This window comes from Desemzia sp. FAM 23990 (assembly GCF_045528485.1).
Taxonomy (GTDB): domain Bacteria; phylum Bacillota; class Bacilli; order Lactobacillales; family Carnobacteriaceae; genus Desemzia.
The window spans coordinates 1-891 of the sequence record NZ_JBGQQW010000057.1 but is presented as its reverse complement, the minus strand read 5'-3'; the positions used below and the strand labels follow the sequence as shown (position 1 = coordinate 891).

At 39.4% G+C, this 891-nt stretch carries 1 protein-coding gene; it reads right to left on the bottom strand.

The window, feature by feature from the left end:
• Positions 1 to 703, bottom strand: a 703-nt coding sequence (locus tag ACEN4I_RS13365) for a transposase (protein ID WP_407103309.1), incomplete at its 3' end; no start/stop codon positions are given.
• Positions 704 to 891: the final 188 nt, after the last annotated feature.

Below are 891 nucleotides of genomic sequence, written 5' to 3'. Positions count from 1 at the left end.
CAGCGACCTTGTTTACCCAATCCACTAATGTTCGGCTGTAGAGAGTTAATCCAAGTCGACTCCAGTCTTTCAGTTGTCGTTCCAAAGGAACGAACTGTTCGAACTTCATATAAGCGGCTTCTGCAATTATTGATGGACTGGCAATACTTCCTGGTAAGGCTCGTTTCAATGATGGAGCAGTTTGTATCTGATTTGTACCGCTTTTTTTACACTGACGACATTCATAACTATGTACATGATGCAACTGTCGAATAAGTTTGGCGGGGACGAGTACAACCTCGCTCCAATCTTTTACGCCAAGTTCGTGCATCTCATATCCGCAACAATCGCAAACCGGTTCATCAATGGTATGGTTGAATTCTTCAGTTGGTAAGTTTTCCAACTGTTTATCCTTCCATCCACGTTTCCGCCGTTTGCGTTTATGTTGAAGAACAAGCGTCTTTTTCAATTCACCTTCTTCCTCATTCATTGGGACGAAAAAATCGGACTCTTCATCAAATAACGATGTCTGATTCCCATCAATCTCTTCGTTCGTTCCCTTTGTCTTTTCACTGCGAGAGCCAAAAAGCATCTTAGTCAGTTTAAATACTTGGTTTGATAGATCCATATTTTGAGTCATGATGGTATCCAATTTATTAGTTAACTCGGAGAGTTGGTTCATTAATTCTTGATTTTGACGTTCTAATTCGGCTTTTGTCGGCATGGATTTCACCACCTTTTTTCTTTGAAATACGTATGCTTTATTATATCAAATTCTAAAGGTAAAATCATTAAAAAATCGCATTAAATCAAGGCTTTAGGGTTAAAAAGCACCTCCTTTTTGAGCCGTTGAAATGGCTTTAGGTTGATCAATTTTTAATCCTTCCAACAACCAACGAAGTTCCCGTTGGG